Raw genomic sequence first — 17,876 nt, forward strand, 5'->3', positions numbered from 1 at the left:
GCCTCTTCGCGGCTAAAGCCGCTCCCACATCGAAACCTGTGCGATCCCTGTGGGAGCGGCTTTAGCCGCGAAGAGGCCGGTACAGCCAATCAGAGCTTCGGCAGCTGCCCGATCCGTGCCACCATCTCGCTCACCACCTGCAAGTCCAGCATGAACTGCTCAACGGTCTTGAACTCGTTGTCGTTGTGCCCGGTGTACTTCACATCCGGCATGGCCAGGCCGAACTGCACGCCGTTGGGCAGGTCATGTACCGAGGTCGCACCCGCCGAGGTACCAAACTCGTGCTTCATGCCCAGGTTCTCGGTAGCCACGTCAAGCAAAGCCTTTACCCATTCGCCCTCGGGGTTGCGGTACATCGGCTCATCCAGGCTGTAGTCGAAGGCCACCGAGGTGTGGCTTTGCCGGGTCCATTTGCCGAGTTTGTCGGCCAGTTCGTCCTTGATCGTGGCAATTGGCTTGCCTTTCGGAATGCGCAGGTTCACCGCCAGTTTCAGGCCTTTTTCATCCACCCCGACAAAGGTCAGCGAGGCAGTCAGCGGGCCCATGAACGGGTCCTTGAAGGCCACGCCGAGCTTGTTGCCCAGGTAGTCCAGGCCCCAGTTGTCGGCGGCGTAGCGGGCGGCGTCGGTGAAGTGGTTGTGCTTGAGCGGTACATCCTGGCCAAGGCCGTTGATGAAACCGAGCATGCGCGCCACCGGGTTTACCCCGGACTCCGGTTCCGAAGAGTGGGCGGAAACGCCGGTCACGGTGAGCAACACCTGCTTGCCGTCGGCCTTGGCGGCGATGCTGAAGTCGCCGCCATTGCGCTTCGCGTATTCGGCGCCGGCTTTTTCCAGCTGGCTGGCCAGCTTCGCCGGGTTGTCGGTGACCAGGGTCGCGACCGAGGTGGTCGGGATCTGGTTGGTGGCCAGGCCGCCGGTCAGGTTGACGATCTCGGCGCCCTTGCCACTGGCCTGGCGCTTGCTGAAGCTGGCCATGACCGTGCCGTAGCCTTTCTCGGCGATGACTACCGGGTAGCCGCCATCGAGGGCCAGGTTGTAGTCAGGCGTGGGGTTGCGCTCGAAGTAGTAGGGGATGGCATCGCCGCTGGTTTCTTCGGTGGTGTCGATCAGCAGCTTGAACTGCCGGGCCAGCGGCAGGTTCTCGTCCTTGGCCACTTTCAGTGCGTACATCGCCACGACAATGCCGTTCTTGTCGTCTTCGGTGCCGCGGCCGTACATGCGGTCGCCGACCAGGGTGACCTTGAACGGGTCCAGGCGCGTGCCATCGGCCAGCTTCCAGTTGTCCGGGTTGACCGGCACCACGTCGGCATGGGCATGGATGCCGACCACTTCCTTGCCACTGCCCAGCGAAATCTCGTATACCCGGTTGTCGATGTTGCGAAATGCCAGGCCGAAGCTCTCGGCAAGGGCCTTGATCTTGTCAGCGATCCTGAGGAATTCGGGGTTTTCGTGCTGCGGTGTGCCTTCGACGCTGAAGGTCGGGATGGCCACTAGTTCACGCAGGGTTTCGCTGGCGGCCTTGCCGTACTTGATGCGGGTGTACAGGCCGAGCAGGCGGTTGATTTCGTTCTGCTGCTCGGCGGCCAATGGCTTGCCGGCCAGGTAGGCATCGAGGGTTGCCACGAGGTTGTCGGCCTTGGCCAGGTCGCTGCCTTTGAGCTTGCCGAGGAACTGCTTGAAGTCGCTTGGGTCGCTGCCGTCAAACGCTTTGACGATGGCAGCTGACTGCTGCTGGGTGAGATTGGCCTGGGCCGGCTGGGTGAACAGCCCGATGCTGGCCAGCAGCAGGGTGGTGGCGGTGATTTTTTTCAGGTGCATGGTTGTGTGCATTCCTTCGCCAATCATTGTGTGGGTTACCCGTCAGGAAACGGGAAGACGCCCACGCTAACACCAATGACCCTTGGCACGGGAGTACCAGAAGCGCGACATGTCGCACAAACGAAAAAGTCCCGGGCAATTTGCCGGGGCCTTTCTGTGCTTCTGTCCCGTCCTGAGCAAGGTTCATACCTACAGCCCGGGGCCTAGCGCAGCGCGCGGGATTCGCGTGTAACCTGTGCCTGCGCTTTTTCACAAGTGACCCCGTGAGTATGGAAGCAGACAACAACACCAAGTCCCACTACACCTACCAGGCCGTGTACCGGTACCTGCTCGATTGGATCGAGGCCTCACCGTCGGACGTTGAACAGCGCCTGCCGTCGTTGCGCCAGCTGGCCCAGCGCCTGAACGTGTCGGTGTCCTCCACCAAGTACGCCTATTCGCTGCTCGAAGATGAGGGCCGTGTGTACGCGAGGCCCAGGCACGGTTATTTCACCCGAGCCAGCAAGACGCCGCTGCACGGCGAATGTTCACCCAGCCTGCTCGATACGGTGTTCTCCAGCGCCCGCCAGCCCGGCATGCTGGCCCTGAGCAGCGACGCGCCGGCCATGCTGCTGTCGCTGGAGAAACCGCTGCTGATGATCGAGCGTGAACTGGCGCGCCAGTACCCCCGCTCCCATGCGCCGCTGTACCAGCCGTTCGGCGAGCCGGAGCTGCGCGGTGTGCTGGCCGACCGCTACACTCGCTCGCCCCAGCGCTACTGGCATGCCGAGCATGTGTTCATCGGCTCGGACCTGCGCAGCATCCTCGAGCTGTCGCTGCGCGCCCTGGGCTTGGAAGGCCAGGTGGCGCTGGTCGAGTCGCCTTGTTCTTGGGCGGTGCTGCGGCAGTTGCTGGCTGCGCGCATGACCATCGTCGAGGTGCCTTTGCGCGCCGACGGCCGTTTCGACCTGGAGCAGTTCCGTCAGTTGCTGCATGCCCAGCCCGTGCGCCTGGCGGTGCTGTCATCGGCCACCAATGTGCCCCAGGGCGGGTTGATGCCGGCCGCGGACAAGCGGCAGATCTCCCGCTGGCTGGCCGAGCGGGATGTGTGGCTGTTCGAGAACGATGGCTACGGCGAGTTCTGCTTTGAGGCGTCGCCGGCCCGCTATCGCGACTTCGCCGACCCCAACCGCTTGCTGGTGTTTTCCACGCTCGACAAAGTCATCGGATCCGAGGCGCCCTATGGATATCTGCTGTGTCGGCGCCAAACCGAGCAGTTGCAGCAGCTGTTTCTGGAACGTGCCTTCCGCCTATCGCCGATACGCCAGAAGGCCATCGCCAAGATGTACACCTCCCGCCGGGTTGACCAGCACTTGCAGTTGCTGCGCGCCATGCTGCGCGAACGCATGCAGCACATGCAGGGCCTGCTGGAGCTCCACGGCCAGGGTTACCTGCGCTGGGTCGCGCCCCAGGGCGGGGCCAGCCTGTGGCTGGAAGCGACCCGGCCGGTGGAAATGCGCCGGGTATTCCAGCGCCTGCTGAGCCAGCGCATCGTCATCGCGCCCGGGGAAATCTTCAGTCAGCGGGGCCTGTGGCGTAGCCATCTGCGCTTGTGCTACACGCTGGACTGGAGCAAGGACATTCCCCAGGCGCTGCAGCGCCTGGTCAAGGCGATCCAGGACGAGGCTCAGACGCCGTAGCAGTGCTCAAGCGTAGGGAAGGTGCCGTCACGCACCTCGTCTGCGAAGTGTGTGCAGGCCTGGCGAATCACACCGGCGACATCGGCGTACTGCTTGACGAACCGTGGCACATGCTCACCCCCCAAGCCCAGCAGGTCCTCGGTGACCAGCACCTGGCCGTCGCAGGCCGGGGAGGCGCCGATACCAATGGTTGGCTTGTCGCTGGCCTCGGTTATGGCCCGGGCCACCGGCTCGGCGACGCCTTCGAGCAGCAGCGCGAAGGCGCCCGCTCGCAGGTTGGCGCGTGCATCGGCCATCAATGCCGCGCCGCTTTCCGAGCTCATGCCTTGGGCCTTGTAGCCGCCCATGACGTTGACGAACTGCGGCATCAGGCCGATGTGCGCCATCACCGGCACACCGCGCTCAACCAGAAATTCCACGGTGCCGGCCAGCACCTGGTTGACTTCCAGTTTCACCCCGGCGCAGCCGGTACGGGCAAGCACCTCGGCGCAGTTGCGAAACGCCTGCTCGGGGCTCTCCTGATAGCTGCCGAACGGCATGTCGGCGATCACGCAGGCCAGGCGCGTGCTGTCGACCACCGCGCGGGTATGGGCGATGGTCTCGTCCAGGCGCATGCCCAGAGTAGAACTGCGGCCGTAGCCGACCATCGCGGTGGAGTCACCGACCAGGATGAAGTCGACCAGGGGGTCGATTACCTGGGCAATCGCGCTGGAGTATGCCGTCAGCGAGACGATCTTCTGACGGCCTTTCATGGCCACCAGTTGCGGGACAGTCATTCGTCCGTTACGGATATGCGTGCTCATCAGTGTCTCCTTAGTGGTGAAACGGCCCCGGTAATCGGGGCTCCCGGTTACAGCCAGTCTTGCTCCCACGTCCGCCAGGCGAGTTGGTCCTGGCGGATGCGGTCAGGTTGCGGATGGACCATGAACACGGCCCCCGGCGAACTGTTGAGGTCGACGGTCGGCGCCAGGGCGCGGCCGTCGCTGAAACGCCAGCGGGCGCTGTGGTAAGAGGCCAGCTGGTCGAGGTGCGAGGTTACCCGGCCCAGGTCGAAGCGACCCTGGCCACGGGCGATCAGGTTGAGGGTGCAGGCCGCCTGCAACTGGCGATAGCGCCGTGGGCGCTGCAGCAGGCGCGCTGGGGTCAGGCAGGCCTCGACGGTCAGGCTGACCTGGTCGGCGCCGGTGGCAGCCTGCAGGGCGGGTGGGTTGGCCAGACCGGACAGGCGCGCGCCGGTTTCCAGCAGGCGTGGCCCGGCGGCGGTGAGGATCACCTCGGTGTGCGCCGGGCCCTCACCGATGGCCAGGGCATCGAGCACGCCCTCGACATAGCCGACCAGGGCCTCCAGGCACGGGTCGTCGGGGGCCAGCAGGTATTCGCTGTCGTAGATCTTTCGCCCATCCTCGCTCAGGGTCTTGGTGCAGCGCCAGGCGTCGCTGAGCCAGTGCCGGCCTTGGTGGCTGACGGTGTTGATCACGTACTCGTCCCCTTCGAGGTACTCCTGCACCAGCACTTCATGGTTGTCGCACATCATCAGGTTGGTGCCGCCGAGGATGGCGTCGGCGGCATCGCGGACCTGGCTGGCGTTGCGGCAGATGAACACCTGGTCGGAGCCGGCGCTGTCCAGGGGCTTGACCACCACCGGCCGCGCGCCATGGGCCTGGAACCAGGTGCAGGCCTGCTCGGCGCTGCCGGTGCGCAATTGCGCTGCCACCGGCAGACCTGCGGCGGCCACCTGCTCGGCCATCAGCGCCTTGTCGCGGCGCGCTGCCGACAGCGCCGGGTCGTTGCCCGGCAGGCCAAGGGTGGCGGCGAGGCGGTCGGCCAGTTCAACGCCGAACTCGCTACCGGTCAGCACGGCTTCGGGGTGCTGGGCCGCCAGCACCTGACACAGTGGCTCGAAGCCGACCTCGTGCAGTTGGTAGCGCTGGGCGAACAGGGCCTGCGGGCAGCTGGCGGCGAAGGCGGCCGGCATGTCCCGTCGCGAGCTCACATGCAGCAGCGGGCGGTGCTCGGCCAGGGCACGAGCGAGGAAGGCCCCGGTGGAGTAGGCGTCTACCAGTACCAGTGGGCGCTGGCCGGGTTCAATGCAAGGGTTGGTCATAACGGTTCACCATGTAGTACAGCATCTGGAACAGTTGGTTGGCGCGCACGCCGTGTTCGGCGTTGCCTGCCGCATGGCTACGCGCAAGCGGCAGGCCGCCCAGGGTGGCCCAGCGCAGCGCACCGTGGTCGTCGATCAGGGTGGTGGCGCGGCCGGCGTTGTCGGAGTGCAGGCAGTAGGGAATATCCAGCAAGCCTCGGGCGAAGGCCTGTAGCAGCGCAATGCCCAGGTCGGCGTGCAGGTCGAGCACGGCGTCGACCAGTTGCCTGGTTTCCATCAGGATTTCCTCGTAATAGCCTTGGTTGGCGGGATCGAGCGCCGCTGGTGCCTGCGTCGCGCTGCTGCTGGCCATGTCCAGCGCCTGAAGGTTGTCGCGCACCGAGGGAATCTGTCGGGCTTCGGCCACGGTCTTGACGATCAGCCGTTCGCAACCGGTGGCCTTGGCCAGGCGGGCGCTGTCGACGATCAACCGGCGGGCGCCATGTTCGGTGCAGGGGAACACGCCCATGTAGGTGTACACCACCACGTGCCAGTGGATATCGCCCAGGTAGTGCGCCGCCAACTGGCGCAGGGCGCGCAGCGCGCCTTGGTCCTGGGCCATGCTGGTGCCCTGGGCATAGCTCAGCGACACGCTGCGGATGCCGTACTGGCGAAAGAACATGGCTTCGAGCAGGCCGACCGCCAGCAGCATCGAGGGTGGGCATAACTGACCCAGCAGGCAGCCGCCGAAGCTCTCGATATGGCCATGCGCGGTGCCCTCGGCCAGCGCACGGCAGCTTTGTCCCCAGGCGTCCACCGCACGCAGCAGCGGCAAGCGGCTGTAGGGCATGCAGTAGGACACAGGGCCGCCTTCGGTGGCATCCAGGCCAACTGCGGCCATGCGCTTGAAGATGTTCTGCGGCTGGGCCGTGCCATGGCGTACCTGGATCGGAAAGTGCTCGCTGTAGAGGCCGTCGAGCATGCCGCGCAGGGCTTCCAGCGGGTGGCTGACGATGGGAAAGCCATTGAGCGGGCTGCCGTCGTTGAGGCAGCGCAGGGCGCTCTGGTAATCGCCGACACGGGTGTAGCTGTCGAGGGTGATGGTGCCCAGGGCGCCTGGCTGGCGGGCCACGGCCTCCAGGCCAGCACGCATGCTGGGGATGTCGGCGAAACCCATGCGCGGCTGCACCACGAGCTGCCCGCGCTCGCGGGCGCGTTCGATGAAGCGCTGGAAGTGGCTGGTATTGGTGCTGGCCATGGTCAACGTCCCGACACCAGTTCGACCACCTGTTCACCGGTGATCGGATCGTGACGCACGATCCGGCCCTTGTGCGGGTCGCCGGCGCGCACTCGGGCGATCAGCGAGGCATCGCTGTCGAAATCGATGGGCGCGTGCCGGTAAAGGCTGCGCAATGCCGCCAGCGGCAGACCGCTGACCTCACCGAGCCATTGGCCGAGCATCTCGTCCTCGGCCTGGCCGTCAAGCAGCGCGTGCAGGTCTTCCAGGCGCCCGACAATCTGAGGATGACGCAGGTTCAGGTATAGCGCCAGGTCACGGCCATGGCTGACGAAGGGCGAGAACTGCATGCAGACAAGCTGCTCTTCGTCGAGGTCAAAAGCCGAGCGGGCGAAGCTGTCGGCCAGGGCGCGCCGGTTGGCCATGCCGGTGGCGCCGGCGTAGGGCGCCAGGGCCAGCTCGATAAGACGATCGGGCATTTCCTTCTTGCGCATCAAGGCCTGGGCCAGTTCCAGGTATTCGGCCAGGCCATCGTCGTAGCTGCGTCCCTGCACCTGCTCGGCCTTGAGCCCGCGCAGGTGGGCCATGAGCATCGGGTTGGCGCAGTCCGACTCGGTGAAGCTGAATGCCAGCTCCTCGAAACGGAAGCCGAGGAACTCGGTGATCAGCTCCCAGTGGTCGTCGACCCGGTAGCTCACCAGGTCGTAGATGCTGATGAACGCAGGTTCCCCGCCGGCGTTACCGGTACTGACCCGACGCTCGTCAAGTGCGGCGTCGAAGCCTTCGCCGAGCAGTTCGATGAAGTAGGCCTGGGCGATACCGTCCAGCGCCTGCAGCAGCCCGCGAAAGCCTTGGCGGCGGCAGGCCTCGACGTTCAGCCCCAGGCGTTCGGCCAGGCGCATGATCCAGGTGAAGTAGTGCTTCTGTTCCTTGCGCGAGTCGCCGGTGACCACCGCATCGACGCCACCCTGCCACCAGGCGGCGCGGCCGAAGAAGTCGGCCACCGCAAGGTTGCAGCTGTTGCAGAAGGTCGGGCGCCCGTCGCCGGCGGTGCGGTGGCCGTTCATCAGCACGTCGAAGCGGTTCATCGCCTTCACCTGGCTGGGGAAGGGCAGGTGGCGTTCGAACGGGCGGATCTGCCGGTGGTCGACCACCAGCATCTCGACCCGCGCGTCGCCGTACAGCGCCAGGGCATGGTAGACCCGGTCGATGTTGGCCATCACCGCGTCGGCCACCCCGGCATGACGCATGTTGGCGATGCGCAGGTGGAAGGTGCGACCATGGGTGACGGCCAGGTGCAGCTGGGTCGCGCGCAGCAGCGACACGGTATAGGAGCTGTCCTTGCCGCCGCCATAGGCGACCATCAGGCGGTAGTCGGCCAGGCCTGCCAGGCCTCCGGCGGCCTCGATCAGGCGTTCGCCGAACACGCGCACGGCGTTCTGGTCGTTGTCGCTCAGGTAATGGGTGAGCCGGGCCAGCAGCGCGGCGTCGTCGTGTTCGGTACGTGCGGCGTGGTTCATGCTGGTTGCGTCTCCAGGCGGTAGTGTTCGATGACGTGTCGGATGTCTCGCTCGATGCCGGCCTGGTCGCTACCGGTGAAAATGAAACGTCCGCCCTGCAGCGCGTCGTAGCCGCCGCCAGCCTCCAGCACCTCGCCGGGCTGGGGCAGCAACTCGCGCCAAAGCGAAGCGACCTGGGGGCGCTGCGACGGTGCTTCGAGCACTGTGCACGGCAGTTGCCGCGGCTTGGGGATGATCAGCCAGCCGCCGCTGGGGTCGCTGTCCTGGCCGGGCAGGGTGGCAGGCTCGCCGAGCAGGTTCTTCAGCCAGTGCTCATAGAGATTGACGCCGAATACCCGGTTGATCAGGTGTGGCACCTCGCTGCCGCCAACCCGCGCACCCACTTCCAGGAATACCAGGCGACCGTCCTCGCACACGAACAGCTCCAGGTGGAACGCGGTGTCGCGCAGCCCCAGCGCCTGCAGGCACTGGCGACTGAAGTCGGCGATGCGCGTACGCAACGGCGAGGCCTGCAGCAACACCGAGCCCAACGGCTGGTGCCGGGCGAAGTCCAGGCAACTGTTGAGGTAGCGCGACACGGCCTGGAACGGCACCTGACCGGTAGCGTCGGTGTAGCCGTCGATGTGGTATACCTGGCCCTCGACGAAGGCCTCCACTTCGTGGCGCGCCAGGTCGACGCCGTCGAGCGCGGCCAGCAGCTGGCGCTCGTCATCGACCCGCACCACGCCGATACTGGCGGCGCCGTCCACCGGCTTGACGATCAGCGGGTAGCCGGTCGCGTTGGCGAAGTCCAGGGTGTGTTCCAGGTTATGGCAGCGGGTGAAGGCCGGCACGGCCAGGCCATGCTCTTGCAGCACGTGTTTCATCCGCGCCTTGTCGCGGTACACATCGACTTCGTCCGGCCCATGGCCGGGAATGTTCAGTGCCTGGCGCACCTGGGCGGCGATTTCGAGGGTGAATTCGGACAAGGCGATCAGCAGGTCGACCGGGCCGACCCGTTCGATCACTTCAGTCACTGCGGCCAGCAACTGAGGGTACTGGTTCACGTCCTCGACCTGCACCATGTGGGCGATCTGCTCGCGCGGCGTCAGCACGCCGAGCGCGCCGGGGCCGTCGACCACATAACTGATGCGGTGGGCATGGTGATCGAAGAAGGCTTCGTAGCGGGTCAGTTCGTTGTCCCAGCGCTGGCCGTCGTGGAAGCGCGGCCAGCGGTTGACGATCACGATATGCATGGGTTCGTTCCTTGTTCGGGCAACAGAATGGGGCTCAGGTCCAGTGCGTCACGTCGCCGGTGCCGAGCACCAGCGAGTGACGGGCCTGGGCCAGGCGATCGAGGTGGCGCTGGAAGGCGTCGAGGGCGTCGGCCTCGGTGAACACCGCGTCGTACCCGGCAGCCAGCAGTTCCTCGTGGACCGCGCGGGTCTGCGCCTCGGAGGTGGTCAGCTTGCCGCCAATCACAACGTGCAGGTGCGGGTGCTGCTGGCGCAGCACGCGGATCAGTGCCAGGCCCTGGGAGTAGCCGTGGCCGTTGACACTGCTGATCACCAGCAGATGCGCGTGTCGGTGCTGGTCGACGGCGTCGAGCACGGCCTGAGCCGGTGTGCAGCTGCCCAGGTTCTTCACCTCCAGGCCGCGCTCGCCCAGCCACAGTTGCAGGTACACCAGGTTCCACATGTGCGAGTCGGATTCGACCGTGGCCAGCAGGCACAGGGGTTGGCTTTTCATCGGGATGCCTCCATGGCTGGGTTGTCAGTGCCAAGTGCGGCGTTCAGGCGCCGCGTGGTCAGGTGGAACAGCAGGGCGCCCGGCACGCTCAGCAGCAGACCCAGGGCGAGGATCAGGCCCTGAATGCCGTAGCGTTGGCCGATGCTGGCGCTGAGCAGGCCGCCCAGCGGGTAGGACGCCAGGTTGAGCAGGTAGAAAGGGCCCATTACCTTGCCCAGGTGCTTGCGCGGGATCACCTTGATCCGCTGGGTGCGGTTGAACACGTTGAACAGGGTGCAACCGGCCATGGCCAGGACGAAGCTGGCACCGTAGGCGAGTACGCCATTGGCTATGCCCATGGCCAGGATCCCGCCGCACAGCACGGCGAAACCCAGCGCGCCCACCTGGTGGATCGACAGTCTTGTCAGCAACCACGGCACCAGCAGGAAGTTCAGCAGGCCCAAAGCCCCGGCGGCGCTGTTGATCAGGCCGAAGGCAGCGTCGGTGGCCTGGAACACGTCGCTGACGACGAAGGCATTGGCGCTGAGCACGCAGGCGAAGGCCAGGTTGATGCTGCAATTCAGCAGCGCCAGGCTGATGATCGGCGGGTTACCCAGCAGCAGCTGCCAGCCCTGGCGCAGGGCGGCGAGCACAGGTTGCCGAGCACTGTCGGCGTGGGCGTTGGGCAGACCGCGCCAGCACAGTGCTGCCAGCAGCAGCGCGACGGCGGCCAGGCCCAGCAGCGCCAGCTTGCCGCTGTACAGCACTAGCGCGGCGGCGCAGGCCGGGCCCAGCACCTGCGCCAGCAGCTCCATGTTCTGCACCAGCGACTGGGTGTGGGCCAGGCGCTCGGCCGGCGCCACCTGCGGCACGGTGCGCTCCACGGCCATGCGCACCGGAGCCATCAGCAGCGACAGCAGTACGCCGTTGGCCGCCAGCGCCCAGACCGTCAGGGCCGGCGCCAGGCTGCAGCACAGTACGGTCAGCCCCAGGCTGGCGGCGCGCAGCACGTTGGCCCACTGCAGCAGATTGCGTCCGCCTACACGGTCCGCCAGCACCCCGGCGAACGGGTAAGCGAGCAGCGCCGGCAGCCATTCCAGGGCGAACACCAGCCCGGAATAACCCAGGCTGCCGGTGACCTGGTAGACCATCAGCGGGACGGCGAACAGCACCGTCTGTTCGGCCATCAGGCCCAGCAGCAGGCCGGCGCCGAAGCGGCGCAGGGGCGGGTGCTCAGCCATGCTGGCGGTCCAGGTCGGCTTCAAGTTCGCGCAAGCGTGGCAGCACGTGCTGGCAGAAGCGGCGCATCTCGTCGCGGGTCGGCCAACCGGAGAAGATGAACTCGCTCACCCCGGCCTTCTTGTACTCAAGCAGGTAGGCGGCCACTTCCTCGTAGCTGCCCACCACGCACAGCGCCGGGCCGCCTCGGTAGGCCACAGCACCCGACCAAAGCATCGGCGACAGCCAGTCGTGATGGGCACCCTCGGCCAGACGGAACGATGTCTTGACCGCCTCGGAGTCGCAGCGGGCGACAAACTGGCGCACCCATTCGCGGTGCTGCTGGTCGGGGTTTTCCATCATTGCGTCGACCTCGGCCAGTGCCTCGTCGCGGGTTTCTCGCGCCAGCACGTGCATGCGTATGCCTACCGAGCGTCCGGCCGCGAGTACTTCGCGCGCGGCCTCGGCGATGCCTTCGGGCGTGTCGCCGTAGCGCAGCCAGCAGTCGCTGTGGGATACCGCGACCTGCTGGGCGATGCCTGAGGCGCCGCTCAGATACAGGCGTGGCCGCTCGAAGTCCTTGAACGGGAGGCCCAGCTGGGCCTTGTCCAGCTGGTAGAAGTCGCCATGGTGGCTGAGTGGCGTTTCCCCGGCCCAGAAGCGCCTGAGAATCTCGATGAACTCGCAGGTGCGCGCATAGCGGCCATCGTGGGCAACGTAGTCACCGTAGTACGCCTGCTCGTCCGGCGAGATGCCGGCCACCAGGTTCAGGGCGATGCGCTTGTCGGACATCCACGACAGCGTGTTGACCACCTGGGTGAACAAGGTCGGGTGCAGCAGCCCGGGGCGGTAGGCAAGGATGAACTTGACGTTGCGAGTTTCACGCACCAGCGCGCCGATCATCGGCAGCGGGTCGGGCATGTGGTAGCTGATGCCCATCAGCAGCGAGTCGATGCCCAGTTTGTCGGCCTCCTGGGCGAAATCGACGATACCGGCGAAGTCCAGGCGCCCGGTGTCGTACTTGTCGGAGGCTTTCTGCTGGCCGCTGTCGAGCGGCGAGCACCAGTGAATGCGCAAGGGGGTCATGCGGGTGTCTCCGGAAAAGGCCCGCCGTCAGAGCGGGCCGGTGCGAGGGAGTGAGGGGCTCAGAACAGGAAGTCGCTGCCGACACTGCGGTCGAACAGGGCGACATCGCGGATATGGCGCTTGCCGCAGATGAAGCGCAGCAGTCGTTCAATGCCCAGGCCGCCGCCGGCGCTGGGGTGCAGCAGCCCCTGGCGGGCTGCTTCGAGGAAGTTGCCGAACGGGGTCAGGTCCATGTCCAGCTCGTTCATGCGGTAGAGGATCTGACCGTGCTCGTACTCCCGTTCGGCGCCCGATAGTGCCTCGCCATAGCCCTCGGGCCAGACCAGGTCATAGTTGTTGTAGTGGCCGCGTTGGCCGGGGGTCTCGCGGTCGTAGAACTCGCGGCGGTGGTTGGTGATGAAGAACGGCGTATGGGCCTTTTCCGACATCAGGCGCTCGAAGTCATCGCCCAGTTCGGCCTGCAGTTCGTCGGTGCTGTACACCGGGAAGGCGGTTTCGTAACGCGGCAGTTCACGGCCCAGCTGGGCCAGTTGCGCGGCGCAGTGTTGGCGCACCTCGTCCAGGGTGTGCTTGACCATCTGCTCGATCAACTGCATGGCCTGCTGCATGGTGCCGCCGCGAATCTCGAAGTCGAACTGGGAGAACTCCAGCAGGTGACGCTGGGAGTCCTTGATCTCCGGCTTTTCCAGGCGGATGTTCGGCGCGACGATGAAGATGCGCTCGTGGCCGCGGGCGGTCAGGGCCAGCTGCTTGTGGAAGATCATGCTGGCGGTGAGTTTCAGGCGCCGCTGCTGGTACTGGATCTCGGCCGGGTACACCGCGTGGTTCAGGGGGTCGGTGATCGGCGACATCAGTATCGGCAACAACTGGCGGAAGTCACGGTCGAGCAAAAAGGTCTGCAGGGCGTGCAGCACACGGCCACGGATAATAGCCACTGCTTCGACGTCCGGGTGGTCAAATGCGGCGATCTGGCGCTGAATTTCTTCCATGTTGGGGCCATCTTGTGGGTCAAAGGTGGCCCGATTATTGGCTTTCGCTGTCAAAACTCAATGTACAGATTCAGGTGAAAAAGCGACCCAGACGCGCTTTTTATTGTCCTGTCCGCCTGCGACGGTGACCATGAGCCCGACCGGTTCTGCCGCGCCTTCGTTACCCGATTACAGGACACCCATGCCAATGACGGCCCACCCTCGACCCGTTTCCACGCGCTTCGGCCGCGCCGACTACAAGACCCTGGGCCTTGCCGCGCTGGGCGGCGCGTTGGAGATCTACGACTTCATCATCTTCGTGTTCTTCGCGCTGATTCTCAGCGAGCTGTTTTTCCCACCGCACATGCCCGAATGGCTGCGCTTGCTGCAGAGCTTCGGCATATTCGTCACCGGCTACCTGGCGCGGCCGCTGGGGGGCATTCTGCTGGCGCACTTCGCCGACCGTCTGGGGCGCAAGCGTGTGTTCAGCCTGAGCATCCTGATGATGGCGTTGCCGTGCCTGCTGATCGGCCTGATGCCGACCTACGCGCAGATCGGTTACTGGGCGCCGTTGCTGTTGCTGGCCCTGCGCATCCTGCAGGGCGCCGCCGTAGGCGGCGAAGTGCCCAGCGCCTGGGCGTTCGTCGCCGAGCACGCACCGGCCGGCCACCGCGGCTTCGCCCTGGGCATGTTGCAGGCCGGGCTGACCTTCGGCTACCTGCTGGGCGCGGTCACCGCGGCGGTGCTGGCGCGGGTCTATACCCCACAGGAGATGCTCGATCACGGCTGGCGCTTGCCGTTCATCCTGGGCGGTGTGTTTGGTCTGGTCGGTGTCTGGTTGCGTCGCTGGCTCAGCGAAACGCCGGTATTCGTCGCCCTGCAGGCCCGCCGCGCAGCCGACCCGGAGCTGCCGTTGCGCACCGTGCTGCGCGGGCACCGGCGAGCCATCGCCCCGGCACTACTGCTGACCTGCCTGCTGACCTCGGCAGTGGTGGTGTTGGTGGTGATTACCCCGACGGTGATGCAGAAGCGCTTCGGACTGCCGGCGGACCAGACCTTCGCCCTGAGCAGCCTGGGTATCGTCTTCCTCAATATCGGTTGCATCCTCGCCGGGCGCATGGCCGACCGCCTCGGCCCCTGGCGCGCCCTGGCGATCCACAGCGCCCTTCTGCCCGTCGGGGTGGCGGCGCTGTACGCCAGCCTGATTTTCGAATTGCCGCTGATCGGCGTGGCCTACGCGCTGGCCGGCCTGTGCTGCGGCGTGGTCGGGGTGGTGCCGTCGATCATGGTCGGGCTGTTCCCGGCGGCCATTCGCGTGTCGGGGATATCCGTCACCTACAACATCGCCTACGCTTTGTGGGCGAGCGTTACACCGTTGCTGCTGATCGCCCTGATGCCCTGGAACCAGTGGGTCGCGGTGGGCTTCAGCGTGCTAATGGGCGCAGTGGGGCTCTGCTGTGTGCGCCTGTTCGCCCAGCGCGGGCCGGACGTCGAAAACGCCGGTATGCCGGCAGGTGCCAAATGAGCTGCGGCCCTTTGCAGTGGCTGTCGGTGGCCGAACTGACGGCGCTGTATGATCGCCGCGAGCTGTCGCCACTGGAGTACCACCAGTACCTGATCGACCATGTACAGCGCCGCGAGCCGGCCCTGAATGCGCTGTGCCAGTTCACCCCTGAGCTGGTGCTGGAGCAGGCCGCTGCGTCCACCCAACGTTGGGCCAGGGGCGCGCCGCTCGGGCCGTTGGATGGCGTGCCGGTGACCTTGAAATCGTTGATTGCCACCCGTGGGCAGCTACTCGATCAGGGGTGCGCGGGCCTGGAGCCGCGCCTGGCAGTAGCCGACGCGCCACCGGCGGCGCGCCTGCGCGAGGCGGGCGCGGTACTGCTGGGCAAGACCTGCGTGCCGGATTTCGGCATGTTGTCCTCGGGCCTGTCGAGCCTGCACGGCATCACCCGCAACCCATGGAACACGGCACTCAACCCCGGTGGCTCGAGCGCCGGGGCGGCGGCCGCGGCAGCGGCGGGCTACGGCCCGCTTCACCTGGGCACCGACATCGGTGGTTCGGTGCGCCTGCCGGCCGGCTGGTGCGCGCTGGTGGGCTTCAAGCCGACCCTCGGGCGCATACCCATCGACCCGTATTATACCGGCCGCTGCGCCGGGCCCATGACCCGCACGGTAGACGACTGCGCGGCGATGATGGCGGTGCTGGCACGCCCAGACCAGCGTGATGCCACCAGCCTGCCGGTGGCCGAGCTCGACTGGGGGCTGCCCCCGGTGAGCGTGCGCGGCCTGCGGGTGGGGCTGCTGCTTGAACCCGGCTGCGGCCTGCAGCCCGACGCGCAGACCTGCGCCGCGGTGCGCGCCGCCGCCGGGCTGTTCGAGGCGCAGGGCGCCAGGCTGGTGGAGGTGGCGCCATTGATGGAGCGTCGTCTGCTCGACGGCCTCGACCGCTTCTGGCGCGCGCGGCAGTGGAGCGAACTCCGCCAGCTGGCGCCCGAGCGCCTGGCCCAGGTGCTGCCGTACATCCGCCAGTGGGCCGAGCCGGCCCGCCACATGACGGCGGTGGAGGCGGTGGAAGGCTTCAACCAGACCTTCGAGATGCGCCGGCGCGCTGCGCGGCTGTTCGAGCAGTGCGACCTGCTGCTGTCGCCGACCAATCAGGTGCAGGCCTATCCCGCCGAGCTGGCCTCCCCCGGCAACGACCCGCAACTGCCGTTCGAACACATCGTGTTCACCGTGCCTTGGAACATGGGCGAGCAACCGGCGCTGTCGATCAACTGCGGCTTCAGCGACCAGGGTATGCCCATTGGCTTGCAGATGGTCGCCCCGCGCTTCGCCGACACTTGGCTGCTGCGCCTGGCCAAAACCTTCGAAACCTGGCGCGGGCCGATCCGGCACTGGCCCGAGTGACCCCATGCCGTGCCAGGCAGGCGCGGCACCGACCTTCGTTCACGGACAGGACACCCCTTGCACATGCAAAGACGCACACTCCTGTGCTGCGCCCTCATCACGCCCTGCGTGGCTGCTGGCCAGCCCGGCTTCATCGACGGCAGCCGTCTGGACCTCAACCTGCGGCACTACTACTCCAACCAGCATACGCAGGGCGACACCTACCTGGCGATCCGCAAGGACGGCCGCCTGACCCCCACGCGCCTGCGCGAGACCTGGGTGCAGGCGGCGATGCTCGACTATGCGTCAGGCTACACTCGCGGCGTGCTCGGCATTGGCGTGGATGCCTCGCTGTACAGCGCGATCAACCTGAGTCGCGGCCATGGCCGGGTGGCCAACGGTGGCGACCGGGTACTGGTGGACAGCGACGGCGACGCCATCCCCACCTGGAGCCGCCTGGCTGTCGGCGCGCTGCGCCTGCGCCTGGCCGGCAGTACCTTGCGGGTTGGCCGACAACGCCTGGACAATCCGATCCTGCGCTACAAGGATAACCGGGCGCTGCCGTCGAGCTTTCAGGGTGTGGCGCTGAGCGACCAGAGTATCGCTGGCCTGCAACTGGACGCCGGGCGCTTCGACCGGGCAATTCCGCGCACCGGCACCGGCAGCGAGCGGCTGACCAGCACCTTCGGTGACCGGGCGGTGAAGGCCGATTCGATCAGCTATGTCGGTGCCCGTTACAGCGGCGCGCTGTCTGCCAGCCTGTACGGCTCGCACCTGGCAGACACCTGGCAGCAGCTGTACGTGGGGCTGGGCGGCACGCTGGGCGATCGGGCCAAGCTGGCTGTGCGCCCGGCCTTTCACTACTACCGCACCCGCGACAGCGGCCAGCAGCAGCTGGGCTACATCGACAACCAGGCCTGGAGCCTGGCCACCACGCTGGCGCACCAGGCCCATGGTCTGACGCTGGCCTGGCAGCAGGTCGAGGGCAACGAGTATTTCGACTATGTGTGGGAGTCGACCGGCAACTACATGGCCAACTCGCTGTATTCGGACTACAACGGCCCGAACGAACGCTCCTGGCAGTTGCGCTACGACTTCGATGCCAGCGCCTACGGCGTGCCGGGCCTGAGCCTGGGGTTGTGGCACGCCAAGGGCTGGGGCATCGATGGCAGCCACTACCAGGGCGACCGCAATGGCCGCCACGCCGGATACAACGTGCGCGGTCTGCGCGGCGCGCGGCATGAAGAGAATGGCCTGGTACTCGGCTACGTGCTGCAGGGCGGCGCCTGGCGCGACACCAGCGTGCGTACCATCGTCTACAACCATCGCGCCCATGGCGGGCAGATCGATGGCAGTTACGACGAAGTGCGGCTGGTGGTCAACATGCCGCTGCGATTGTTCTGAACTTCCTCAACCCAGCGCCTTGTGCCGCCGGTACCAGAGCGTGCCCAAGGCCAGCAGCAATGCGGCCCAGTGGGTCACGTTCAGGCCGTGCCTGGCATAGCGCTGGGAATAGAATACGTTGGGGGGCGTGCCGGCCGACTTGAGCGAAACGGTTGGCGGTGATGCTGATCTCCGGCCCATTGATAGTCCAGGCGCACATCGGCCATTTGCGCTGTGGCAAAGTGACTTTCAGGACCAGGGCAGATTCTGCGCGGAAGCGCCAATC

General features: G+C 66.4%; 14 protein-coding genes and 1 pseudogene. 4 read left to right on the forward strand and 11 right to left on the reverse strand.

All coding sequences use genetic code 11. The features are described from left to right. Positions 1-89: 89 nt before the first annotated feature. Positions 90-1,820: a dipeptidase gene (locus A4C63_RS20985; RefSeq protein WP_063914408.1), complete on the reverse strand. Its 1,731-nt coding sequence runs from the start codon at positions 1,818-1,820 to the stop codon at positions 90-92. A 269-nt stretch (positions 1,821-2,089) separates the two neighbouring features. On the opposite strand from A4C63_RS20985, the gene A4C63_RS20990 reads away from it, so the two are divergent. After that, positions 2,090-3,499, forward strand: a complete 1,410-nt coding sequence (locus A4C63_RS20990) for a PLP-dependent aminotransferase family protein (RefSeq protein WP_063914409.1) — start codon at positions 2,090-2,092, stop codon at positions 3,497-3,499. Here the strand turns inward: A4C63_RS20990 and panB are convergent. From panB to A4C63_RS21035, 9 genes are read right to left on the reverse strand one after another with little or no spacing between them, the layout of a single operon-like run. Next, positions 3,487-4,302: a 3-methyl-2-oxobutanoate hydroxymethyltransferase gene (gene panB, locus A4C63_RS20995; RefSeq protein WP_063914410.1), complete on the reverse strand. Its 816-nt coding sequence runs from the start codon at positions 4,300-4,302 to the stop codon at positions 3,487-3,489. The genes A4C63_RS20990 and panB overlap by 13 nt on opposite strands. Before the next feature lie 47 nt (positions 4,303-4,349). After that, positions 4,350-5,603, reverse strand: a complete 1,254-nt coding sequence (locus A4C63_RS21000; protein WP_063914411.1) for an ATP-grasp domain-containing protein — start codon at positions 5,601-5,603, stop codon at positions 4,350-4,352. Further along, positions 5,584-6,840: a methylaspartate mutase gene (locus A4C63_RS21005; RefSeq protein ID WP_063914412.1), complete on the reverse strand. Its 1,257-nt coding sequence runs from the start codon at positions 6,838-6,840 to the stop codon at positions 5,584-5,586. Before A4C63_RS21005 ends, A4C63_RS21000 begins: the two co-directional genes overlap by 20 nt. 2 nt (positions 6,841-6,842) lie before the next feature. Continuing rightward, positions 6,843-8,339, reverse strand: coding sequence for a hypothetical protein (locus tag A4C63_RS21010; protein ID WP_063914413.1), 1,497 nt, complete (start codon positions 8,337-8,339; stop codon positions 6,843-6,845). Continuing rightward, positions 8,336-9,574, reverse strand: coding sequence for an acetyl-CoA carboxylase biotin carboxylase subunit family protein (locus A4C63_RS21015; protein ID WP_063914414.1), 1,239 nt, complete (start codon positions 9,572-9,574; stop codon positions 8,336-8,338). The genes A4C63_RS21010 and A4C63_RS21015 overlap by 4 nt, the downstream gene beginning before the upstream one ends. 34 nt (positions 9,575-9,608) lie before the next feature. Continuing rightward, a complete protein-coding gene (locus tag A4C63_RS21020) occupies positions 9,609-10,067 on the reverse strand; it encodes a cobalamin B12-binding domain-containing protein (RefSeq protein ID WP_063914415.1) in 459 nt (152 codons plus the stop codon). Next, positions 10,064-11,287, reverse strand: coding sequence for an MFS transporter (locus tag A4C63_RS21025; protein WP_063914416.1), 1,224 nt, complete (start codon positions 11,285-11,287; stop codon positions 10,064-10,066). Before A4C63_RS21025 ends, A4C63_RS21020 begins: the two co-directional genes overlap by 4 nt. Next, on the reverse strand, positions 11,280-12,350 hold the full coding sequence (locus tag A4C63_RS21030; RefSeq protein ID WP_063914417.1) for an LLM class flavin-dependent oxidoreductase: 1,071 nt from the start codon (positions 12,348-12,350) through the stop codon (positions 11,280-11,282). The genes A4C63_RS21025 and A4C63_RS21030 overlap by 8 nt, the downstream gene beginning before the upstream one ends. Positions 12,351-12,409: 59 nt before the next feature. Next, complete coding sequence (locus A4C63_RS21035) at positions 12,410-13,339, reverse strand: asparagine synthetase A (protein ID WP_046616403.1); 930 nt, start codon at positions 13,337-13,339, stop codon at positions 12,410-12,412. Between the two features lie 187 nt (positions 13,340-13,526). Between A4C63_RS21035 and A4C63_RS21040 the strand changes: the two genes are divergently transcribed. The 3 genes from A4C63_RS21040 (at position 13,527) to A4C63_RS21050 (ending at position 17,611) form a co-directional block, all read left to right on the forward strand. After that, the gene (locus A4C63_RS21040; protein WP_063914418.1) at positions 13,527-14,843 is read left to right on the forward strand and encodes an MFS transporter; all 1,317 of its coding nucleotides are present in this window, start codon (positions 13,527-13,529) and stop codon (positions 14,841-14,843) included. Further along, entirely contained in the window at positions 14,840-16,228 is a 1,389-nt protein-coding gene (locus A4C63_RS21045; protein ID WP_063914419.1) for an amidase, read from the forward strand. The genes A4C63_RS21040 and A4C63_RS21045 overlap by 4 nt, the downstream gene beginning before the upstream one ends. 63 nt (positions 16,229-16,291) lie before the next feature. After that, on the forward strand, positions 16,292-17,611 hold the full coding sequence (locus A4C63_RS21050) for an OprD family outer membrane porin (protein WP_063914420.1): 1,320 nt from the start codon (positions 16,292-16,294) through the stop codon (positions 17,609-17,611). 6 nt (positions 17,612-17,617) lie between these two features. On the opposite strand, the pseudogene A4C63_RS26005 reads toward A4C63_RS21050, so the two are convergent. After that, a pseudogene (locus tag A4C63_RS26005) lies at positions 17,618-17,793 on the reverse strand (FAD-dependent oxidoreductase); the annotation flags it as partial. Positions 17,794-17,876: the final 83 nt, after the last annotated feature.

The organism is Pseudomonas sp. p21, from assembly GCF_001642705.1.
Taxonomy (GTDB): domain Bacteria; phylum Pseudomonadota; class Gammaproteobacteria; order Pseudomonadales; family Pseudomonadaceae; genus Aquipseudomonas.